The organism is Parasphingorhabdus sp. (assembly GCF_048269865.1).
GTDB lineage: Bacteria > Pseudomonadota > Alphaproteobacteria > Sphingomonadales > Sphingomonadaceae > Parasphingorhabdus.
The window spans coordinates 237220-253475 of the sequence record NZ_JBLWUA010000003.1 but is presented as its reverse complement, the minus strand read 5'-3'; the positions used below and the strand labels follow the sequence as shown (position 1 = coordinate 253475).

At 55.8% G+C, this 16256-nt stretch carries 17 protein-coding genes; 13 read left to right on the top strand and 4 right to left on the bottom strand.

Features of this window, described 5'->3' with window-relative positions; genetic code table 11:
- Window positions 1–13: 13 nt before the first annotated feature.
- Together ACN0WW_RS05530 and ACN0WW_RS05525 are read right to left on the bottom strand one after the other, a co-directional pair.
- The gene (locus tag ACN0WW_RS05530; RefSeq protein ID WP_417610234.1) at window positions 14–1159 is read right to left on the bottom strand and encodes a glycosyltransferase; all 1146 of its coding nucleotides are present in this window, start codon (window positions 1157–1159) and stop codon (window positions 14–16) included.
- Between the two features lie 31 nt (window positions 1160–1190).
- On the bottom strand, window positions 1191–2105 hold the full coding sequence (locus tag ACN0WW_RS05525) for an alpha/beta fold hydrolase (RefSeq protein WP_417610232.1): 915 nt from the start codon (window positions 2103–2105) through the stop codon (window positions 1191–1193).
- Window positions 2106–2114: 9 nt separating this feature from the next.
- Here ACN0WW_RS05525 and ACN0WW_RS05520 point away from each other — a divergent pair, with 9 nt between their 5' ends.
- The 7 genes from ACN0WW_RS05520 (at window position 2115) to ACN0WW_RS05490 (ending at window position 9081) form a co-directional block, all read left to right on the top strand.
- On the top strand, window positions 2115–3515 hold the full coding sequence (locus ACN0WW_RS05520; RefSeq protein ID WP_417610230.1) for a protein adenylyltransferase SelO family protein: 1401 nt from the start codon (window positions 2115–2117) through the stop codon (window positions 3513–3515).
- Between the two features lie 140 nt (window positions 3516–3655).
- Window positions 3656–5101: a succinylglutamate-semialdehyde dehydrogenase gene (gene astD, locus ACN0WW_RS05515; RefSeq protein ID WP_417610228.1), complete on the top strand. Its 1446-nt coding sequence runs from the start codon at window positions 3656–3658 to the stop codon at window positions 5099–5101.
- Window positions 5102–5167: 66 nt separating this feature from the next.
- Window positions 5168–5959 carry a uroporphyrinogen-III C-methyltransferase gene (gene cobA / locus ACN0WW_RS05510; RefSeq protein ID WP_417610226.1) on the top strand — a complete coding sequence of 264 codons (792 nt, stop codon included), beginning with the start codon at window positions 5168–5170 and terminating at the stop codon, window positions 5957–5959.
- Window positions 5956–6252 carry a DUF2849 domain-containing protein gene (locus ACN0WW_RS05505; RefSeq protein WP_417610224.1) on the top strand — a complete coding sequence of 99 codons (297 nt, stop codon included), beginning with the start codon at window positions 5956–5958 and terminating at the stop codon, window positions 6250–6252. The genes cobA and ACN0WW_RS05505 overlap by 4 nt, the downstream gene beginning before the upstream one ends.
- A gap of 1 nt (window position 6253) precedes the next feature.
- On the top strand, window positions 6254–7888 hold the full coding sequence (locus tag ACN0WW_RS05500) for a nitrite/sulfite reductase (RefSeq protein ID WP_417610222.1): 1635 nt from the start codon (window positions 6254–6256) through the stop codon (window positions 7886–7888).
- A complete protein-coding gene (locus ACN0WW_RS05495; protein ID WP_417610220.1) occupies window positions 7881–8306 on the top strand; it encodes a DUF934 domain-containing protein in 426 nt (141 codons plus the stop codon). The genes ACN0WW_RS05500 and ACN0WW_RS05495 overlap by 8 nt, the downstream gene beginning before the upstream one ends.
- Window positions 8299–9081 carry a phosphoadenylyl-sulfate reductase gene (locus tag ACN0WW_RS05490; protein WP_417610218.1) on the top strand — a complete coding sequence of 261 codons (783 nt, stop codon included), beginning with the start codon at window positions 8299–8301 and terminating at the stop codon, window positions 9079–9081. The genes ACN0WW_RS05495 and ACN0WW_RS05490 overlap by 8 nt, the downstream gene beginning before the upstream one ends.
- Window positions 9082–9174: 93 nt before the next feature.
- On the opposite strand, the gene ACN0WW_RS05485 is transcribed toward ACN0WW_RS05490, so the two are convergent.
- A complete protein-coding gene (locus ACN0WW_RS05485) occupies window positions 9175–10674 on the bottom strand; it encodes a replicative DNA helicase (RefSeq protein WP_417610216.1) in 1500 nt (499 codons plus the stop codon).
- A 149-nt stretch (window positions 10675–10823) separates the two neighbouring features.
- On the opposite strand from ACN0WW_RS05485, the gene ACN0WW_RS05480 reads away from it, so the two are divergent.
- The 5 genes from ACN0WW_RS05480 to ACN0WW_RS05460 all read left to right on the top strand — a co-directional run bounded on the left by ACN0WW_RS05480 (window position 10824) and on the right by ACN0WW_RS05460 (window position 14697).
- Window positions 10824–11306 carry a UPF0262 family protein gene (locus tag ACN0WW_RS05480; protein ID WP_417610214.1) on the top strand — a complete coding sequence of 161 codons (483 nt, stop codon included), beginning with the start codon at window positions 10824–10826 and terminating at the stop codon, window positions 11304–11306.
- 30 nt (window positions 11307–11336) lie between these two features.
- Window positions 11337–12029, top strand: a complete 693-nt coding sequence (locus ACN0WW_RS05475; protein ID WP_417610212.1) for a glycoside hydrolase family 25 protein — start codon at window positions 11337–11339, stop codon at window positions 12027–12029.
- Between the two features lie 19 nt (window positions 12030–12048).
- On the top strand, window positions 12049–12603 hold the full coding sequence (gene dcd, locus ACN0WW_RS05470; protein ID WP_417610210.1) for a dCTP deaminase: 555 nt from the start codon (window positions 12049–12051) through the stop codon (window positions 12601–12603).
- 38 nt (window positions 12604–12641) lie between these two features.
- A complete protein-coding gene (locus ACN0WW_RS05465) occupies window positions 12642–13823 on the top strand; it encodes a saccharopine dehydrogenase family protein (RefSeq protein WP_417610208.1) in 1182 nt (393 codons plus the stop codon).
- Between the two features lie 106 nt (window positions 13824–13929).
- Window positions 13930–14697, top strand: coding sequence for a metallophosphoesterase family protein (locus tag ACN0WW_RS05460; RefSeq protein WP_417610206.1), 768 nt, complete (start codon window positions 13930–13932; stop codon window positions 14695–14697).
- Between the two features lie 73 nt (window positions 14698–14770).
- On the opposite strand, the gene ctrA is transcribed toward ACN0WW_RS05460, so the two are convergent.
- On the bottom strand, window positions 14771–15478 hold the full coding sequence (gene ctrA, locus ACN0WW_RS05455) for a response regulator transcription factor CtrA (RefSeq protein WP_417610204.1): 708 nt from the start codon (window positions 15476–15478) through the stop codon (window positions 14771–14773).
- A 363-nt stretch (window positions 15479–15841) separates the two neighbouring features.
- Between ctrA and arfB the strand changes: the two genes are divergently transcribed.
- The gene (gene arfB / locus ACN0WW_RS05450) at window positions 15842–16240 is read left to right on the top strand and encodes an alternative ribosome rescue aminoacyl-tRNA hydrolase ArfB (protein ID WP_417610202.1); all 399 of its coding nucleotides are present in this window, start codon (window positions 15842–15844) and stop codon (window positions 16238–16240) included.
- The last annotated feature ends 16 nt before the right edge of the window (window positions 16241–16256 follow it).

Below are 16256 nucleotides of genomic sequence, written 5' to 3'. Positions count from 1 at the left end.
AGCGCGAGATTCGCTATCCGGCGGAGCCAAAATTGGCTCGGCCCAGTGCATGACCGTATAGCAGACGATAACGGCTTAGCATTTTGTTTTCATTATATTCCGCTTGCGCTTTTGCTCTGTTCTGCTGCCCCAGATCTTCGCGCAGTTGCTGATGTTGGGCCAATGTCGTCAGGGATTCGAAAAATTTGCTCTCGTCATCCACCGATTTGATGAAACCCTGATTGGCCTGCGATACCATGGACTTTATATCCCCGACATCGGTCGCAGCCACCGGCAAACCGGCAGCCATCGCTTCGATCAGAGAAATGGGAAATTGTTCGCTATCGGATGACAGCGCAAAGATATCGAACAAACCGACATAGCGCGCTGGATCCGCAAGAAAGCCCGGCATGAGCAGCCGGTCATCGAGCCCCACCCGCTTCGCCTCTTCCAATATTCTGCTTCTTTCCGGCCCCTCGCCTACGATGACGAGCCGGACATTGTCACCAGCCGCTGCACAAGCCCTTACCAGCCTCGGCAGATTCTTGATTGCGCGCAGGCCGGCGACGGTGCCGACGACCACCTCACCATCGCGGCGGACAAAGCCCGGCAAAGATCCCCGCTGGGCTTTCTTCTCAAACCGCTTCACGTCAATGCCGTTGGGAATTCGCTGAATCTTCTGCTCCGGCTGCTTCCATACTTCTTGGGCAATATGTGCCAAATTCTCAGATGGCACGACCAGCTTATAAGCGGCACCAAGTCCGAATTTGCGAAACCAGTTCCTTTTCCAGTTGAGCTTTTGATGCTCATCCTCGTTGAAACCATCCTCATGGTGAATCAGCGGCGGGAGGCCTTCGACGCGAGAAAAAAGCGTTCTTGCCATCACACCATCCATCGATCCCCAGTTATAGGACAGGATCAGATCGAACTGCCTGAAATAGGTAACGAACTCGCGGTAGCGCTTCAGCGACGGCTTCCCGGCCAGCGACGGCGCATCTTTTGGAAAGGCAACATTGATCTGCGGGTCTATCGCTTCCCGTGCTGACAAATCATCAGGCTGTGCCGACAAAATCACATGGTCGGCCGCTGATCCGAAGTGGTTCATCAGCCTGACCGCGCGCGCTTCCTTGCCGCCCAGATTGAACGTACTATGCAGATGCAGGATTTTGGCTGGTTTCATGCGGCTTTCATATTCGGCTATCTGAATTCATTCAGTCGACGCGGTGGAGCAATTGGTTGATCGCGTCAAGCGAGGCTGGTTCTTCCAGAGTTGGAGCATGTCCAACCCGCGGTATCGTGACCAGTTCGCCCTTGTCGAGCTTTGTCAGCATCTTTTCTGCCACCTGCTCGCTGAACAGGTCGGACAGCGCGCCGCGCAATATAAGCGTCGGTATCTCTTTCATATGGTCCAGAGCATTCCATAACGCGCCACTGCCACCGCCCTTGCCGTCGAACGGCTCGGCAATCTTCATGTCATAGTCGAGCTTGATCCGGCCAGAGCTGTTCATACAGTAAACCTTCTTGGCGAAGCCAATCCAGTCTTTCAGCGTGAAGTCCGGAAAGATATCACTGCTGGTTTCTGCAATATCCCGTCCGGCATGGGCCCATGTGTCAAAACTCCGTCCCTGACCGACATGATCGGCGATCCGGTCAAGTCCCTTCTGATCCAGTTCAGGGCCGATGTCGTTCAACAGCGCCCCCGCAACCCGTTCGGCATGCATCTTCGCCATGATCATGGTGACAATACCGCCCAGGGATGTTCCAAAGAATATCGCTTTGGGAATCTGCAGTTCGTCCATCAGCATGATGATGTCGGACACATATTGTTTTGGATTATAGGTGCTGCTGTCCTTGGCATATTCACTCAAGCCGCGGCCACGCAGATCGACCATGATAATTCGCCGGTCGCCACGGAGAGCCGGACCGAGATGCTCAAAATCCCTGGCATTGCGGGTCAGTCCGGGAATGCAGATAACCGGTGTTCGACCGCTATCGGAAGGATAGTCAAAGGCGTGCAATTTCAGCCCGTCATCGGATTCCCGGTGAATATCCTGATATAATTTTTCTTCACGCATGTTGCGATTGGTCCCGTCTTCCCACTTGCTGTGCGACCGATTAGCCGCCACTGTTGGAATATGCCATATAAACCGCAATCCGAACCCGGCAAGACCGACTATCAGCCCGATGTCCAAATCACGACCTTGGGTGAGAAGATTGGCGATCCGGCGACACCGGCCGATTTCCCCAAGCATATTCTGCGTTTCCGGAATGACCGGTGGGACCAGAGCGTCGGGCTTGATGAGCTTAGCGACGAGCAATGGCTAAACCATTTCGGCAAATTCGAACCGCTGGCAGACAATCTCGATCCGCCGCTTGCCCTGCGCTACCATGGTCACCAGTTTCGTACCTACAATCCCGAAATTGGTGACGGCCGGGGCTTTCTGTTTGCCCAGCTACGGGACCATGAGCAGCGGCTTATGGATCTGGCAACGAAAGGATCGGGTACGACGCGCTGGAGCCGGACCGGTGACGGACGTCTCACCCTCAAGGGAGCCGTTCGCGAAATTCTCGCGACGGAAATGCTCGAAGCTCTGGGAGTCAACACGTCGAAAACCTTTTCGGTGGTGGAAACCGGAGAGCAGTTGATGCGGGGAGACGAGCCCTCTCCGACGAGGTCAGCGGCAATGACCCGTTTGAGCCATGGCCATATCCGGATCGGCACATTCCAGCGGATTGCCTATGAGAAGAATGCAGAGCTGATGCACCAGTTGGTTGCCTATTGTCTCGACCATTATTACGGCGGTGCGCAGAGCGATGACCCTGCATCAGAGCTGTTTGCCCATGTGACCGGAGAAGTGGCCAAGCTCGCCGGGGCCTATATGACCGCCGGATTTGTGCATGGCGTGCTCAACACCGACAATATCAATATTACCGGCGAAAGTTTCGACTATGGCCCTTGGCGATTTACGCCCTATTGGGACCCCGCTTTTACCGCGGCCTATTTTGACCATGAGGGCCTCTATTGTTTTGCGCGGCAACCCGAAGCGCTGCACTGGAATCTGGCGCAATTGGCCAGCGCCTTGCGGCTGATTGCCGATAGCGATGCATTGATCGCCACGCTGGAGACCTTTCCAAAGACCTATGGTAAGGCATTTACCGAACATTTCTGCTGGCGGCTTGGCATCCTTTCCGAAGGATTTGAAAAAGATCGCGATTTGGTCGTCGCAGCGGAAAAGGGGTTGGCGGCAAAGACCGTTCAGGTTGACCAGTTTTTCCATGACTGGGGCAAAACCTCTGATCTCGCGAAACCTTCCGGAACCGACCCTGAATTCGCCGATTTCCGGGACTTGATTGCCGAACGTGGCCGCATCCGGACACCGACCAGCAACTACTGGCAACGGCAAGCCCCCTGCTCGATGCATATCGACGAGGTCGAGTCGATCTGGGATGCCATTGCCGACAAGGATGACTGGGCCCCGCTCTCGAAAAAAATCGAGGATATCCGCAATATGGGCCGGGCCCTGAGAAACGGCTGAGGCATTCTCGGTCCGGCCTGCGGTTGCGGATAATTTTATCCGCACTATTTCCTATATATATAATGATCTATGATCTGTCGTATAGGATGTATCATATTCCCGCCGTTCAATGCGGACGTGCGTAGAAAACAGAGGCAAATTTGAGCGACCTGATATCAATCGAACCGGCTACCGGGGCTACATTATGGACCGGCACCAGCGGTGATGCCGACGCCGTGGTTGCGACCGCCCGCGAGGCATGGCCCGGCTGGGCGGCAACCGCTCTGATGAAACGGATCGAGGCCGTCCGTCGCTACGCCAACCGCATTCGCCAGGGATCCGACGAACTCGCAGAGTTGATCTCGCGCGAGACCGGAAAGCCGATTTGGGAATCCCGAACCGAAGTCGAATCGGTAGTCAACAAAGTGGATATATCGGTTAACGCCTTTGCCGACAGAACGCCGCAACGCCAGTTGCCCAGCGCCCCCAATATGCGAGCGGCCTTGCGGCACAAACCCCATGGCGTACTCGCCGTGCTCGGTCCCTATAATTTTCCGGCCCATTTGCCTAACGGCCATATTGTACCGGCCCTGATTGCCGGCAACACCGTTATTTTCAAACCGTCGGAAAAAACGCCAGCCGTCGGCCAATATCTCGTTGATGCGTTCGGCAAAGCCGGGTTTCCAAGAGGAGTCGTCAATATCCTGCATGGCGGCCCCGAGGTCGGCAAGCAGCTGACCGCAAACGAAGGTCTGGACGGGGTGCTGTTCACAGGATCCGCCCGCACCGGTATTGCGCTCAACCGCCAGTTTGCGAACCGCCCGGACAAGATCCTGGCTTTGGAAATGGGCGGCAATAATCCGATCATCGCCTGGGACACCGACGATATTCACAGTGCCGCCGTCCTGATCATACAGTCTGCCTTTCTGAGCGCCGGCCAGCGCTGTTCCGCAGCAAGCCGTCTTATTGTGAAAGATGCTCTCTACGATCGTATCATCAGGGAGGTAAAACGGATTGCCGATCGACTGATCATCGACGAGCCCTTTGCGAGTCCAGCCCCGTTCATGGGGCCGGTTATTGACAATGAAACCGCTGACGGCCTCACCGAGAGTTTTCTGGCATTGATGAGCCATGGCGGAAAGCCGATCAAGCATATGGCGAGACCGGTCGCTGATCGCCCGTTTCTTACACCCGGAATCATCGACGTCACCGCGCTGGAAGAGCGTCCCGATATCGAACTGTTCGGCCCGATCCTACAGGTGGTCCGGGTCGCTGACTTTGAAGACGCGATCGCCGAAGCGAACAACACCCGCTACGGCCTCTCTTCAGCGCTGATTGGCGGTACCGCCCAGCAATATGATCAATATTGGGCGAATAGCCGCGCCGGGATCGTCAACTGGAACAAAATGACCGTTGGCGCTTCTTCTCAGGGACCATTTGGCGGCATTGGCCTCTCCGGCAATCATCGGCCCAGCGCCTATTATGCTGCAGATTATTGCGCCTATCCGGTTGTCTCGATGGAAGCCGAGCAGGCGCGGGCTTCTATTGGAGTGGGCCTCAAGGACGAAAACGAAACAGCGCCATCAGAACCGGCACCCGCCAAATAGCTGAGCTTAGGCGACCCCAAAAACTTCTGTTTTGAACATCTTGTGCGATGCGCGCATATCGAATTCATGAAAAATACTTCAAACACCACGGGCCACGAGGGCAAAGTCTATCTCGTCGGTGCCGGCCCCGGCGATCCTGACCTGCTGACCTTGAAAGCGGCCAAACTGCTCGCACAAGCCGATGTTCTGGTCCACGATGGCCTCGTCAGTCAGGAAATTCTGGCTTTGGCTTCGCCCTCTGCACGGCGCATTTCGGTGGCAAAAAAGCGCTCTTTGCACAGCGTTCCGCAAGATCAGATCAACGAAATTCTGGTTAGCGAAGCGGCAAACGGCCATCTGGTCGTAAGGCTTAAGGGCGGTGATCCATTCATATTCGGACGCGGCGGTGAAGAAGCGGATGACTGCATCGCTGCTGGCGTAGAGGTTGAAGTCGTTCCCGGCATCAGCGCCGCTCTCGGCTGCGCGGCCCAAGCGAGAATGCCACTAACCCACCGCGATGCATCAAGTGCCGTTTCCTTCGTAGCGGGCCAATGCAAAGGCCTGTCCGATCAGAACTGGTCCGGCCTTGCCGGAAAGGGGCGCACGCTGGTTATCTATATGGGCGTCGCCAATGCCGAGGCGATCGTCGAAAAACTGATCGCCGACGGGGTGTCCCCTGACCTGCCCGTCGCTGTGCTGGAGAACGGGACACGCGAGAATTTTCGCGCGATACGGACATTGCTGACCGACCTCGGAGATATGGTGCGGCGCGAGAACGTCCAGAGTCCGGCGCTTCTGGTGGTCGGAGACGTCGCCCGATATGGCGATGCGGAAAACAAATTTTTGGAATTTGCGCAAATGGCGGGAGTGATTGCATGAATATTTTGACGGGCAATGACCTGAAAACCGGAGACGTTATCTGGTGGACCGGTCTGGACTGGTCGCGTTTCGTCAAGGATGCAGCCGACGTCGGTGATCAGGGAGAAGCGATCCTCCACCGGGAAGAGGCCGCTCGCCGCGTCAACGCCCCCTATATCATCAGTGCCGAACAGACAGAAGATGGTCCGAGGCCGGCCCATATCAAGGACCGGGTGCGCGCCCTTGGCCCAACCGTTCGGCCCGACCTGACATTAAAGCCGGCTGATCCCGACGCCGCCGAATGGGTGATTTAACATGTATCAATATGACCAATATGACCAGAAAATGGTCGACACGCGGGTCGAAGAATTCCGCGATCAGGTAAAGCGTCGGCTTGCCGGCGATCTCACGGAGGATCAGTTCAAGCCTCTGCGGCTGATGAACGGACTCTATCTTCAGCTTCATGCCTATATGCTGCGAGTGGCTATTCCCTATGGCACGCTGAACGGCAAGCAGATGCGGATGCTCGGGCATATCGCGCGCAAATATGACCGGGATTACGGGCATTTCACCACGAGGCAGAATATCCAGTATAATTGGATCAAGCTGGAAGAAGCGCCGGACCTTCTCGCGGAACTGGCCACTGTGGAAATGCATGCCATCCAGACCAGCGGCAATTGCATCCGCAATATATCGTCCGATCAATTCGCCGGTGCCACCGCCGACGAAGTTGTCGATCCGCGCCCGTGGGCAGAGATATTGCGGCAATGGTCGAGTTTTCACCCGGAATTTTCCTATCTCCCGCGCAAATTCAAATTTGCCGTTATCGCCAGCGATACCGATCGGGCGGCGATGCGGCTGCATGATATCGGTATCCAGCTGGTGAAAAATGAAGCCGGCGAACTCGGCGCAAAATTCTTCGTCGGTGGCGGCATGGGCCGCACGCCGATGATCGCGCCGGAAATCCGGAGCTTCGTCCCTGCCGATGAGCTGATCAGCTATGCCGAGGCCTGCCTCCGAGTCTATAACCGCTACGGGCGTCGCGATAATAAATATAAAGCGCGGATCAAGATCCTCGTGCACGAATTGGGTGCGGAGGAATATACCCGGCAGGTCGAAGAAGAATTTGCCCACATGAAGCAGCTGGGGCTCAATCCTCCAATCGAAGAACTGGCGCGGATCACCGAATTTTTCGCCGACCCTCCGTTTGACAAACAGGCCAGCGATGAACTGGATCTCTCAGACCCTGATTTTGCGCTGTGGGTAGATCAGAACACCTCCGAGCACAAGCAGAGTGGCTATGCGATCGCCACCATCAGCCTGAAACCGCGTGGCGGCATTCCCGGCGATGCGACGTCGGCCCAGATCGACCTAATGGCGGATCTGGCCGAGCAGTACAGCTTCGACGAACTGCGTGTCACGCACAGCCAGAATATCGTTCTGCCGCACGTGAAGAAGAGTGACCTCTACGCAATCTGGCAAAAGCTCGACGAAGCGGGCCTGGCACCAGCCAATCTCGATCTGATCACCGACAGCATCGCCTGCCCCGGTCTGGATTATTGCAGTCTCGCCAATGCCCGGTCCATTCCCCTGGCCCAGAAAATCAGCGAGCGTTTCGCCGATCTTGGCCGCCAGCGGGAACTGGGCGAACTGAAACTGAAGATATCGGGCTGCATCAATGCGTGCGGGCATCATCACGCCGGCCACATCGGTATTCTGGGTGTCGATCGGAAGGGTACGGAAAATTACCAACTGCTGCTCGGCGGATCGGGCGCTGAAGACGCCAGCCTCGGCAAGATAACCGGCCCCGGCTTTGATGAAGATGGTGTGATCGATGCGATCGAAACCGTCACCGATCTCTATCTTGATCAACGCGAGGATGGCGAACGGTTTATCGATACCTATCGCCGCGTTGGCATGGAAAAGTTCAAGGAGGCCATATATGGTTGATGCAATCCGTTTGCGCGATGACGACGTCCATGAAGAACCGGCGGTTTCGCTGGAGTCTTTTCTGGAACAGTCGAACGCAACAGCCGTCCGTATTGAAGCCGGCGAAGATGCCCGGCAACTGCTCCCCTATCTCGACCGGCTGTCGCTGGTTGAAGTGAGCTTCCCCGTGTTCGGTGACGGTCGCGGCTATTCGTCAGCGCAAATCCTGCGCGAGTCCGGCTATACCGGAGAATTGCGCGCCAGCGGAGACGTGCTGGTTGACCAGGTAGCTTATATGCGGCGCTGCGGTTTCGACGCCTTCGCGCCTGACTCACCGATTAATCCCAAACATATGGAAGAGGCGTTGACGCGCTACGAACATGTCTATCAAGCAACAACAGACCAGCGCACCCCCATCTGGAGACTCCGCCATGGGTGATGCAGCCAGAAAAATCGATACGATCGACGTTCGCCCGGATTTTACCCAGGCAGACGCGGATGCTCTCAATCAACGCTTTGAGGGAGTCGACACCACAACCATGCTGACAGCGCTTTTTGATGAGCGTCAGTTGGGCGAAGTCGCTGTTGTTTCGTCCTTCGGCACTGAAAGTGCGGTGCTGCTGCATCTTGTCGCGGAGGTCGATCCGACGATCCCGGTGACTTTTGTCGACACGCTTAAGATGTTCCCGGAAACGCTTGCCTATCGCGAGACGCTGATTGAGAAACTTGGCATCAAGAACAGCAATATTGTTTCCCCCGATCCCGCGATATTGGCAGAGAAAGACGAAAACGGTCTGCGCTGGTCTTTTGATCCGGATGGCTGCTGCGAAATCCGCAAGGTCGAGCCGCTGGCCCGCGCCAAGGCCGGTCTCAATAGCTGGATTTCAGGCCGCAAGGCGTTCCAGTCGGTGACCCGCAACAATATACCGCGCTTCGAGATCGACGATGGGCGTCTGAAAATCAATCCGCTGGGCGACTGGATCAAGGATGATCTGGAAGCCTATTTCGAGAAGCATGATCTGCCGCGCCATCCCCTGGAAGCGGAGGGATATCTGTCGGTCGGCTGCGCGCCCTGCACATCCAAGGTGCTACCCGGCGAAGATCCTCGCGCTGGACGCTGGCGCGGATGGGACAAGTCCGAATGCGGGATTCACGAAGATGTGACAGCATTGCCGGATGCGGATGATAATGGAGCGAATGACCCGATTTTCTGACCGGCCATTGCTTATCGACCGCACAAAATTTGAATGAGCAGGAAATCCGCGGTGGCAAAGGATCGCGTCGCGGTTTCTTGCGACAGACGCGGTCTAATATTCCTCCGGACCGTCGCCATAGGCCAGATCACCAAATTTGGTAAATTCGCTCAGGAAGCTGAGATTGATATTGCCGGTCGAGCCCTGCCGGTTCTTGGCAACAATCACGGTCGCCTTGTTCACCTTGCTCTGGTGATCGGTTTCCCAGGCAGAATATTTGGCAATCTGCTCCGGCGTTGAATTGCCGTCGGGCTGATCGGGCTTGACCGCAAGATGGTAATATTCCTCACGGAAAATGAACATCACGATATCGGCATCCTGCTCGATCGAACCGGATTCGCGCAAATCGGACAGTTGCGGGCGCTTATCCTCACGGCTTTCCACCGCACGGCTCAACTGTGACAGCGCCATCACCGGAACTTGCAGCTCCTTAGCCAGCGTCTTCAACCCACGGCTGATCTCGGAAATTTCATTCACCCGGTTGTCGTTTGCGCGGCCAGAGCCCTGCAACAGCTGGAGATAGTCAACCACGATCAGACCAATGCCCTGCCGTCGCTGTAACCGCCTGGCGCGGGTCCGCAACGCTGCAATTGTCAGTGCCGGCGTATCATCGATAAACAAGGGCAGATCCTGCAATTCGCGCGATGCCATGGCAAGCCGGTGCATTTCGTCCCGGCTGATCGATCCCATTCGTAATTTTTCGGAGCTGATTTCCGCCTGCTCGGACAAAATTCTGGTTGCGAGCTGATCCGCGGACATTTCCAGACTGAAAAAAGCTGTTCGCGCGCCGAGGGAATCCTCTGGTGCGATACCGTCTTCCATGTCTCGACGGAAGCGATTGGCAGCGTTGAAAGCAATGTTGGTCGCAAGCGATGTCTTCCCCATGCCGGGACGTCCGGCGAGGATCAGCAAATCGCTCTTGTGGAGGCCGCCCATTTTGGCGTTGACGTCGGTCAGGCCGGTCGTGATGCCGGACACCTTGCCGCCGCTGTTAAACGCACGCTCGACATTGTTCAGGGCCTCGGTCGACGCCTGGAGGAACGATCGCACGCCTCCTTCCTGCGCTTCGCCTTCGGACACGCGATAGAGCGCCGTTTCCGCTTCTTCGATCTGCTCCTTCGGATCCACGGTCTCGCTGGTGTCCAACGCGCTTTCGACCAATGTCCGCCCCACACTGACCAATTCCCGCAGCAACGCCAGATCGTAGATCTGATTGGCAAAGTCACGGGCGCCGATCAAACCGGCACCATCCCCGGTCAGCTTTGCAAGATAGGACGGCCCGCCGAGTGCCCGCATCGCCTCGTCCGACTCGAAATAGGGCTTCAGCGTCACCGGCGTGACAACCATATTCTTGTCGAGCAATTTCAGCGCCTGCTCGTAAATCCGGCCATGCAGCGGCTCGTAAAAATGCTCTGGCCGCAGCCGAATCTGCACATCTTCCGCAACCCGGTTATCGATCAGCAGCGCGCCAAGAAAGGTCGCCTCCGCCTCGACATTGCGCGGCAGGCGCTGACCTTCATTCTCATCATTTTCGAAACGCATCAATCCGACCATGCTTCTTCATCGACGCTGAATCGATTCAGGGCAAGGGGCCGCTGCAAAAATCCGGAAACTGTCGGGGACAGTCCTGTGGACAAAAATCTGACGCGCTCTGTGCTGCAAAAACCCTTGTCCTGAGCTCGGCGCTGCGGCAACAGGGCGGAATGTCTGATCCGCGCATCATATCCGTCGAACTCGACGAGGCCACGATATTGTGGCGCAACGCCGATATCGAGCAGGAACGGCGGATAGCGATCTTTGATTTGATCGAAGAAAACCATTTCAAGCCCCTCAAGCAACATGCCGATGGCTACGCCGGGCCCTACCAGCTTCAGCTTAGTGTTCAGGAAGGCCGTCTGGTGATTTCGATCGGTCGCGAAAATGGCGAACCGTTAGAGACACTGATTCTCGCGCTTGGCCGGTTTCGGCGACCGATCCGCGACTATTTCGCGATCTGTGACAGCTATTATCAGGCTATCCGAAAGGCCAGCGCGGCAGAAATTGAAACCATTGATATGGCCCGGCGGGGAGTCCATGATCAGGGCGCGGAACTGCTGGTCGAACGGCTGGAGGGAAAGATCGAAGTTGATTTCAAGACTGCGCGGCGCCTCTTCACATTAATCTGCGTTCTGCATATCAAAAATTGAGTCTTTTCCGCTGCGTATCAGGGAATCAGGGTGGCTAATCGTACCATAAGAAAAACACTGTTGAGCTTTGCCACGATCGTCGTGGTGCTGCTGGTGATCGCCTTCATTCTGCGCAATATTGCGATCACCTGGGCACCTGCTCGCGACCAATATCCGGTGCAGGGCATTTCGGTGGATCAGAGCCATGGCAAGATCACATGGCATGTCGCGGGCGCGACCGGGGTCGATTTCGCCTATATCAGGGCAACGGCCGGAGCCGACCTGCGCGATCGGAATTTCGCCGAAAACATGAAGGGGGCCCGCGAGGCCGGTATTCGCTACGGCGCGTTCCATGAATATTCGCTCTGTCGCCTGGCGACCGATCAGGCGACGATCTTCGTCACTACAGTCCCGCGCGGCGAAAACATGCTGCCACCTGCGGTTCGACTGGGCTTTGACAATGGCTGCGGAGACCGGCCTGGTCGCGCACTCGTGCTCAGCGAACTGAACACATTTCTCAACCAGATCGAGTCTCACAGCGGCAAGCCAGCGATCATCGAAGTCTCCCGTGAGTTCGAAGAATTCTATAACATCAGCAGCGGTATTGACCGGACATTCTGGCTCGAAGAGAATTTTTTCCCGCCCGACTATGCCACCAAACCTTGGGTGATGTGGCGGGCTTCCGATATGCGCCGTATCAGCGGGGTTGACGGCCCGATAAACTGGAACGTAGTGCGACCATGACTACCAGCAGGAAAATGATATGAGCATTTTGTCAGACCGATGGATCCGCGAAGAGGCGCAGCGCGCCGGTATGATCGAGCCCTTTGTCGAGGGCCAGAAACGGGAAGGATGCATCAGCTATGGCCTTTCTTCCTATGGCTATGATGCTCGTGTCTCGGATGAATTCAAGATATTCACCAATGTCGACAACGCTATCGTTGATCCGAAGAATTTTGCTGAGAATAGCTTCGTCGATCGCAAAACCGACTGCTGCATCATTCCGCCGAACAGTTTTGCGCTGGCTCGCACAGTCGAATATTTTCGTATTCCCCGCGATGTCCTGGTGATCTGCCTTGGCAAATCAACCTATGCCCGGTGCGGGATCATCGTCAATGTCACGCCACTCGAACCCGAATGGGAGGGCCATGTCACTCTGGAATTTTCGAACACCAGCCCCCTCCCCGCGAAAGTCTATGCCAATGAAGGCGCCTGCCAGTTTCTGTTCCTCAAGGGCAACGAACCCTGTGAAACGAGCTATGCCGACCGGTCCGGGAAATATATGCGGCAAAAAGGTGTGACTCTGCCAAAGCTGTAGGCCATAAACAGCGAAAAATATAATCTAGGAGCCCCGCAATGTCTGAAGCGCCTGAATTTGACGTCATCATCTATGGTTCGACCGGCTATACCGGTCGTCTGGTAGCGGAGTATATGGTCCAGCAATATGGTGGCGCAAAAAATGCTGCCAAATGGGCGATGGCCGGACGCAGTCTCGAAAAACTGGAAGAGGTTCGCGATCTGATCGGCGCGCCGAAGGACACGCCGCTGGTGGTTGCCGACTCCGACGATCCGGCATCAATCGACATGATGGCAAGCCGTACTAAGGTGGTGCTGACGACGGTTGGTCCGTATCAATTATATGGAGACGAAGTTGTTGCAGCCTGTGTGAAGCATGGGACGCATTATGTGGATCTTTGCGGTGAGCCGGGATGGATGCGCGAGATGATCGACAAACATCAGGCAACGGCTGAGGAATCGGGCGCACAGATCTGTTTTTCATGCGGATTTGACTCCATCCCCTTTGATCTCGGGGTCTTGATGCTGCAGAAGCATATGCAGAAAAATTTCGGCAAGCCGGCTAGCCGGATCCGCGGCCGGGTGCGCGCGATGGAGGGTGCAGTCTCCGGCGGCACCGCAGCAAGCCTCGGCGCCACCATGAAAGCGCTGGCCAAAAATCCGTCTCTTGTGAAGATCTTGGGCAGCAGCTTTAGCCTCACACCCGGCTTCAAAGGGCCCGATCAGCCGAATATGCTGATCCCGAAATATGACAAGACGATCGACAGCTGGGTCGCGCCGTTCGTCATGGCACCGATCAACACGAAAAATGTCCACCGGACCAACTTTTTGCTCGATTTTCCTTACGGGAAAGACTTCAAATATGATGAAATGGTGGTGACCAGCCCGGGCGACCTCGGCAAACAGGCCGCCGAGATGATGGCCAAGGCCAATCCGTTCGGCGGCGATGACACGCCGAAGCCAGGCGAAGGCCCGACTAAGGAGCAGCGTGAGAATGGCTATTATGACGTTGTTTTCATTGGCGCAACTGAAGACGGTGAAAGCGCCAGCCTCAGCGTGAAGGGTGACAAGGATCCGGGCTATGGATCGACCTCCAAGATGATCGCGGAATCGGCACTTTGTCTGGCCCAGGACAAGATCAGCCAGGGCGGCGGCGTCTGGACTGCCGGTGCGCTGATGGGCGAAAAGCTCGTCAAGCGGCTGGAAGACAAGGCCGGGCTGAGTTTCACTCCGGAAAACTGAAATTTTCAGCAGTCATTAAGATAATTATATGTCTATAGAGACGCGGCGGGATAAATTTCCACGCCACCCTTGAATCGCCCGTTCTCCAGACACAATGTTAGGCATCATGCTCAAACGTCTTTTACGCCGACAAAAGCCCGCCAAGCCTATTGATAGCGCGACGGTCCCGGAAGGGCGGCGGGTCTACGCGATCGGCGATGTGCATGGCCGCAATGACCTTTTGCAGGCACTGCTCACCAAGATCATCAAGGATGATCAGGAACGGGGGCTGGCTGAAAGCGAAATCATCTTTCTGGGCGACTTGGTCGATCGTGGTCCGGACAGCGCCGGAGTGCTGGATACGGCGATGAGACTCATGGCGGAAAGAGGCAATGTCCGCTTCCTGATGGGTAATCATGAAGAGGTCTATCTCGCCGCAGCCACTGGCGATGAAAAATCCGTCCGTTTTTTCAATCGCATTGGCGGACGTGAAACCATTCTGAGCTATGACATCACGATGCAGGAATATATCGAACTGGATATGACTCAGCTGGCCGAGCGGGTCCCCCAGCTATTGCCGCAAAGCCACGTGGATTTCGTCGCCAGTTTTGAAAATCAGATCATCATCGGAGACTATGCGTTTGTCCATGCGGGCGTCCGCCCGGGCGTCCCGCTTTCCGAACAGCGGGAAAAGGACCTGCGCTGGATCCGCGAGGACTTTCTGTCCACCTCGGAACCCTATGAAAAGGTGATCGTTTACGGCCACACGATAAACGATGATGTCCTGGAGACCGGCACGCGCATCGGCATCGACACCGGCGCCTATTATTCCGACAAGCTTACCGCACTCGGGCTGCAGGGGTCGGACCGCTGGTATCTCGATACGGCCACGTAAAAATGGCAGAGCCAAGAGGCTCCGCCATGTTATTCTGACAAACAGATATTTTGGGTAGTGAGAACTACGCGGGTTAGGCGACTTGCGCGGTCGGTCCGGCTTCTTCTTCCATGTCCCGGAGCACATATCCCCTGCCCCAGACCGTTTCGATATAATTTTCACCGCCGCAGGCCAGAGACAGCTTCTTGCGCAGCTTGCAAATGAAGACATCGATAATTTTGAGTTCTGGCTCGTCCATTCCGCCGTAGAGATGGTTGAGGAACATTTCCTTGGTCAGTGTCGTTCCCTTTCGAAGGGACAACAGTTCCAGCATCGCATATTCCTTCCCGGTCAGGTGCACGCGATTGCCGTCGACTTCGACCGTCTTCGCATCAAGATTCACCGCGAGTTTGCCGGTACGGATAACGCTTTGCGAATGGCCCTTGGACCGGCGCACGACAGCGTGAATACGAGCGACCAGTTCATCCCGGTGGAAAGGCTTGGTAACATAGTCATCCGCGCCAAAGCCAAAGGAGCGGACCTTGCTGTCCATTTCACTGATGCCGGAAAGGATGAGAACAGGGGTTTGCACTTTCGCCACCCGCAGCTTTTTGAGCACATCATAACCATGCATGTCTGGCAGGTTCAGATCGAGCAGGATGATATCATAATCATAGAGCTTGCCCAGATCGAGGCCCTCTTCGCCGAGATCGGTGGTATATACGTTGAAACCTTCAGTCGTCAGCATCAGCTCGATCGCTTTTGCAGTCGTTGGTTCATCTTCAATCAGCAGCACGCGCATCAGGCAGCCCCTTTTTCTCAATTACTCAATCCAGATCGATAACTTGTCGACCCTATGGATCATTTATTAACCATAAGATGAATGAACGTAAAAGGTTAATTTTTCCCTAAGGCAGGATTCAGCACGAGTCGCGAGGTGGCTTATGACTCTGTAACCCGCAGAAATGAGTCATTCCCGGACCCCTTGCATTGCCAGAAAAAAAGTTAACTTTTTTGTGTCTCGCATGCAAAATTGGTCCAGTTTCACTTTCGGCAGTGACATTTCGGAGCAAATTGACCCGAACGAAATGACATTTGGTGAGGATTTGGCAAGCTTCCTTAACAAGGCCTTTTGCGCACAACGGGTTGCGGCTAGTAAACCAATATGGTTGAAATTCCCGAAAGCGCGATCACCGAAACATTTCTGGCTGCCAGCGGACCTGGGGGTCAAAATGTCAACAAGGTCGAGACTGCGGTTCAGATGCGGGTCAACATCTACGCCCTCAGGCTGGCGCCTTATGCCTTTCGCAAATTGAGAACACTGGCAGGCCGCAAAATGACCAGCGGCGGCGAACTGGTCCTGACGGTCCGCGAGCACCGGACCCGCGAAGCCAACCGCGCCGAGGCGCGGCGGCGGGTCGCGGATATGATAGAGGAAGCCCATCGGCGCGATGCGCGGCGGATAAAAACCCGCCCGAGCAGAGCCGCGAAGGCGCGGCGGGTTGAAACGAAAAAGAAAAAGGCTTCGGTGAAAAAAACGCGCAGCAAACCGAAGCTGGAGTGAGCTACAGCAAGAAAGC

What these genes read in the sequence shown, in the direction of transcription:
- ACN0WW_RS05530 (WP_417610234.1), bottom strand. Translation starts at nt 1,159, where the DNA reads ATGAAACCAGCCAAAATCCTGCATCTGCATAGTACGTTCAATCTGGGC.
- ACN0WW_RS05520 (WP_417610230.1), top strand. Translation starts at nt 2,115, where the DNA reads ATGCCATATAAACCGCAATCCGAACCCGGCAAGACCGACTATCAGCCC.
- cobA (WP_417610226.1), top strand. Translation starts at nt 5,168, where the DNA reads ATGAAAAATACTTCAAACACCACGGGCCACGAGGGCAAAGTCTATCTC.
- ACN0WW_RS05505 (WP_417610224.1), top strand. Translation starts at nt 5,956, where the DNA reads ATGAATATTTTGACGGGCAATGACCTGAAAACCGGAGACGTTATCTGG.
- ACN0WW_RS05500 (WP_417610222.1), top strand. Translation starts at nt 6,254, where the DNA reads ATGTATCAATATGACCAATATGACCAGAAAATGGTCGACACGCGGGTC.
- ACN0WW_RS05495 (WP_417610220.1), top strand. Translation starts at nt 7,881, where the DNA reads ATGGTTGATGCAATCCGTTTGCGCGATGACGACGTCCATGAAGAACCG.
- ACN0WW_RS05490 (WP_417610218.1), top strand. Translation starts at nt 8,299, where the DNA reads ATGGGTGATGCAGCCAGAAAAATCGATACGATCGACGTTCGCCCGGAT.
- ACN0WW_RS05485 (WP_417610216.1), bottom strand. Translation starts at nt 10,674, where the DNA reads ATGGTCGGATTGATGCGTTTCGAAAATGATGAGAATGAAGGTCAGCGC.
- ACN0WW_RS05480 (WP_417610214.1), top strand. Translation starts at nt 10,824, where the DNA reads ATGTCTGATCCGCGCATCATATCCGTCGAACTCGACGAGGCCACGATA.
- dcd (WP_417610210.1), top strand. Translation starts at nt 12,049, where the DNA reads ATGAGCATTTTGTCAGACCGATGGATCCGCGAAGAGGCGCAGCGCGCC.
- ACN0WW_RS05465 (WP_417610208.1), top strand. Translation starts at nt 12,642, where the DNA reads ATGTCTGAAGCGCCTGAATTTGACGTCATCATCTATGGTTCGACCGGC.
- ACN0WW_RS05460 (WP_417610206.1), top strand. Translation starts at nt 13,930, where the DNA reads ATGCTCAAACGTCTTTTACGCCGACAAAAGCCCGCCAAGCCTATTGAT.
- ctrA (WP_417610204.1), bottom strand. Translation starts at nt 15,478, where the DNA reads ATGCGCGTGCTGCTGATTGAAGATGAACCAACGACTGCAAAAGCGATC.
- arfB (WP_417610202.1), top strand. Translation starts at nt 15,842, where the DNA reads ATGGTTGAAATTCCCGAAAGCGCGATCACCGAAACATTTCTGGCTGCC.